This is a genomic window from Winogradskyella algicola (assembly GCF_005869935.1).
Lineage (GTDB): Bacteria > Bacteroidota > Bacteroidia > Flavobacteriales > Flavobacteriaceae > Winogradskyella > Winogradskyella algicola.
The window spans coordinates 1-4,967 of record NZ_SZQF01000015.1 but is presented as its reverse complement, the minus strand read 5'-3'; the positions used below and the strand labels follow the sequence as shown (position 1 = coordinate 4,967).

Here is a 4,967-nt window from a genome sequence, read left to right as displayed (position 1 = left end):
AGGCGTCCGAAGAGGCAAAGCCGTCACACTCAGCATCCAATCCGGATGCCGTGGCTCCTTCTGTACTGCCCGTTACCGTTACGCCGCAATCCAATGGCAATGCTCCTGAACAATTATCGTTGGTTGGAGCTAGATTACCTTCCACTGTAACCGTAGCTGTAGCAGAGGCATTATTACCACTTTCATCTTGGACAGTTAAAGTCACTATATTGTCACCGACGTCAGCCGAAGTGAAATTAGAGATATCTAGAGATAATAGCAAGTCCATGGCTGCTGTACAATTATCTGTAGAGCCATTGTCTATTTGTTCTGGTGTTATAGATGCGTTTCCGGTACCATCTAATTGTATAGTAATATCTTGGGTAACTACGTTTGGTTCTAACGCATCCTCTACCGTAACTGTAGCTGTTTCTGAAACTAAATTTCCACTTTGGTCAATTGCAGTTAGTGTTACCGTATTTGCTCCTAAGTCGGCACACGTAAAATCAGTAATATCTAATTGAATAACAACTATTTCACAATTATCGTTAGAACCATTATCAATGTCGGCCGCGGTAATGGAAGCATTACCAGTAACGTCTAATTGTATAGTCACATCTTGAGTTATTACCGTAGGAGAAATCATATCTTGAAGATCTACTACTGCAGTTGCAGTACCAACATTTCCATCATTGTCAGTCACTGTAAGTGTCACTGTATTAAAGCCTAACTCATTACAGGTAAAACTATCAATATCTAAATCAAATTGTAACCCATTGGTTGGCGTGCAATTATCTGTTGTTCCATTATCAATATCAGTAGCAAGAATGGTTGCATTTCCTGTAGCGTCGAGTTGTACAGTAATGTCTTGGGTAATAACATCTGGTGGAAGAATGTCTAGCTTATCTGAAATTGTCAGTACCACCTTATTGTTATCTGGGTAAGAGATATCAAACGTATAGCGTTTACCTTCAAAATCAACATTTTCTATTGGAGATTGTAAATTTGCTGATGCAATAGTTCCCGTAGTAGTTGCAATGGTGAATGCATCACCTATATTAGCTTCAAAGCCCATAGTGACATTAACACTACCTTCAAACACCACATTATTACCTTGAATATCAAGCACATCATGTTCTGTATCTGGTGTTAGTCCATTAATTTCAATCTCTAATTTTGACAATGTTGTAGAGGTATATGTACCTTGTACCGTTAGTGTTCCAAGAGAGTTTCCTGGCGCAAATATTCCGTTATTTATGTAATTTGAAGGGGCTGGTACGTCGAAAATACCTGTTCCTGTAACAATACCATCTTCAAGATTCACAAAGGGTCTATAATCTGCTACTTCTAGTTCACCTGAAGCCACTTCAACAGTTCCCGAATTGTTAAAGTCTGTTACTATCTGCGCATTTCCTGAGGTTTCCGATCGTTTGATAAGTCCGAAATTATTTAAAATTCCAGAGGCAGATGACCATGTAATATTTCCGCCATCTGCTCTGAAGTCTATTAATGCGCCAATCTCGTTGTTGAGAGTTACATTTGCACTCGATAACAGTAAATCTCCAAGTGATACAATTCTTAATTCACCTTGATTATTCAGGGTTATAGCACCTGTTATAAATTTGCTTGAATTAGAAGCAAGTGATAACACACCACTATTTATAAGTGTTCCATCTCCAGATAATATACCAGAATTCCAGTTAAAATTATTTGCAAAACTCACTTCTGCCGTATCGCCAGCTAGGATATTGATATTACTGTTCCAGTTCATCGTTCCAATAAGTGTTCCAGTTAGGTTACCGGAAATGGTAGAAGTAACATCCCAGTCTAAAATTGCATTTTCAAAAACATTATAGGTACCATCTGTAAAATTTTTTGGAGATGTTTGAAAAGATAACACACCTGTTTCCACTTGTATTACACCATTATTGTTGTTTAAAATGGCGATGATTTGCGCTTCACCTATTGAGTTGGTCCTTTTTATTAACCCAGAGTTATTAATTGTTCCTGAAGCAGAACTCCAAGTAATATTACCACCTGCAGCCTGTAGATCAATAACACCATTAATTGGATTATTAAGGGTTACATCCGAACCAGAGAGCAATAAATCCCCAGTAGTCACAACCAAAATAGTTCCATTATTATTTAAGGTGATTGTACCTGTGACAAATTTACTAGCATTAGAATTCAACTCCATTGTACCGTTATTATTTAGTATACCATCACCTGATATGTTTCCTGCGGTCCAATTGAAGTTTTGAGTGAAATTTAAGCTCGCTGAATCGTTTTCTGCAATCGAAATATTACTATTCCAGTTCATTTCTCCATCCAAGGTTCCATTTAGATCTCCTGAAATAGTAGCTGAAGTATCCCAATCTAGGATAGCACCTGAAAACACATTGTAGGTACCATCTATAAAATTTTTAGTTGAACTTTGGAAAGATAATGTTCCGCTTTCTACCTGAATAGTACCATCATTGTTATTTAAAATATTTACAATTTGAGCTTCACCAGTAGACGTAGTTTTCTTAATAAGACCTTGATTATTTAGTACACCGGGAACAGAGCTCCATGTAATATTACCGCCATCAGCTTGAAGATCTATAATACCGGAAGTCAAATTATTTAATACCGTTGTTGCACCAACCATAAAAAAATCACCAGTGGAAATAATTTCTACAGTCCCAGAATTATTAATCGTGGTCCCACCGCTTAGTGTTTTTCCTGCATTTCCTGTTAATGTTATTGTTCCTAAGTTATTCAAAGTACCGCCTCCCGTTATGATTCCACTATTCCAATTGAAATTTTGGGTAAAGTTGGTACCTGCAGTATCACCAGCAGCCACGGTAACATTATTATTCCAGTTCATAGCGCCATCCAATGTCCCAGTTAAGTCTCCTGAAATGATTGATGCAGTATCCCAATCTAAAGTAGCGCCTGTAAACACATTGTATGTCCCATTATTTAATATTTTACTAGCACTTTGAAATGATAGAATACCATTTTCAACTTGTATGATGCCGTCATTATTATTCAAAGTAGTAAATATTTGTGCCTCTCCAGAAGAAGTGGTTTTTTTGATTAAACCCTCATTATTTAAAACCCCAGGGCTTGAACTCCAAGTGATATTTCCTCCATCAGATTGCATGTCGATTACGCCATTTACAAGATTGTTCAGTGAAGCTGTGCTACCAGATATAAAAAGGTCACCAGCAGAAGCAATTGTTATAGTACCTTCATTGGTTACGGTAGTTCCAGCAGAAATAAATTTAGAAGCATTACCTATTAAAATTATTTCTCCTTGATTGGTAAGGGTAAAATTAGGACCAAAGATAATACCAGCACTCCAATTCACTGTTGTGTCAGGCCCAAAGCTGGAATCTGTCTCAAACGCTAAGTTATTTGCCATTTCTAGTACAGAGTTTCCTTGCAATTCAAAAGAGTTGGTATTGCCTTGAACATTTAAAGTAACCGTAAATCCTGTTGGGATGATGACATCATCAGATGCCGTGGGCACGATGTTGGTGTCCCAGTTGTCGGTGTTGTTCCAATTGGTATTGGCACCCAAACCCGTCCATGTGGTCTGGGCAAATGCTATTGAAGTAAAAATGCCCAATAGCAAGAGCAGTAAAATTCGTTTCATGGTTAATAGCTTTTAAAGTTTATGCTATTACATCGAGACGATTTAAATATGTCATCAATTTTTAATGACTTACTTGTTTTGAGGTCTTCTATTTTGCTTTACAATCTAAGTTAGCCCTATGGAGCAGTAGTTTGAATTACATTTAAAGTGTAGGTTAAAACTCCAACATATAGTCTTTTAATAATATGGTGGAATTAACAGAAAAAGCCTTTAGCATTGTTTGAGAAAAAAACTAACATCTATAAAACGTTAATTTGCAGGTTTTGTGAGTAAATTATTCAGCAGACCCATAGCTAAATATAATAAGGGGGAAATTAGGATTTCTTGAACTGACCTCGCAAAGATGCTAAGTCTTGGTATGGTACTTCCTTCAAGAAATAACCAGTCAAATAACCCAATAGCGGTGATTATACAAAGTCCACTGATATGCACCATGTGCCAAAACTTTGACATCCAGGTTGCCTTGAGCTTTCCTAGGTGAAACGTACCCGCAAAATAAACTGCAATCGTAAATAACAGACTAATAAAATGTCGCATCTTTCTTGGTAATATAGCTGTATCTCTATGCTCAGCTATAAAAATATAATAACAAGAGTAAAGTATAAATATGATTACAAGACCCATTATAAAACGAATCTTATCCGACCTGTATAGCTTCATTATTTAAACGGATTTTTCTGGTATAAATGACCCACAACAAAAACGTAACTGAATACACCGTGATATTAAATATGTACTTATGTGCAATGTCAAAATAATACTCGTAATACTCTTGTAAGTAAATTAAACCAATACACCTAGCTATATTAACCACGTCTAGTATAATAACTCCAATAATCATGTATCTAACTTTTCGCCAAAACGAAGAAGGCATACATACGATGAAACCAATATACAACGCTATTAATTCTAAGCCATTACAAAGATCAGCTATATATAAGACCCTTTTATCATTATGCAATATAAGGGAGGCTATTTCAGTAGTGGTTTCTCCTTCATAAACAGAAGTTTTTGCTTCCCTAACGGCTCTAAAGCCAGACATAGAAGTCCAATTATTTAATATCTCAACACATGCATTACCGATGTGAGTTGTTAATTGATGGTCTACTACCTTGGATTTCAACAAAAAACCAATGTATATTATTTTCCATACAATAAAAAACAATAAGGCTTTTTTTAAAAAAAGCCTTATTGGTAATGGTATGTCGCTTAATAAATTTTTAAGCTTTATCAAATCACGTTATTTTAAATTATCTCGTAATTTTTTAACACCAAGTGCTGCCGCACCGATAACCAAAGCTACCAGTCCGCCATCCAATGGAACATCCTGTGTGTCCGTTGCCCC

General features: G+C 36.4%; 3 protein-coding genes. All 3 read right to left on the bottom strand.

Features of this window, described 5'->3' with window-relative positions:
* On the bottom strand, window positions 1-3,622 hold a 3,622-nt coding region (locus FC091_RS15040), incomplete at its 3' end, for a beta strand repeat-containing protein (protein WP_138435196.1).
* Window positions 3,623-4,259: 637 nt separating this feature from the next.
* Complete coding sequence (locus tag FC091_RS15035; RefSeq protein WP_171032532.1) at window positions 4,260-4,745, bottom strand: exosortase/archaeosortase family protein; 486 nt, start codon at window positions 4,743-4,745, stop codon at window positions 4,260-4,262.
* A 117-nt stretch (window positions 4,746-4,862) separates the two neighbouring features.
* Complete coding sequence (locus FC091_RS15405) at window positions 4,863-4,940, bottom strand: PID-CTERM protein-sorting domain-containing protein (RefSeq protein ID WP_394344074.1); 78 nt, start codon at window positions 4,938-4,940, stop codon at window positions 4,863-4,865.
* Window positions 4,941-4,967: the final 27 nt, after the last annotated feature.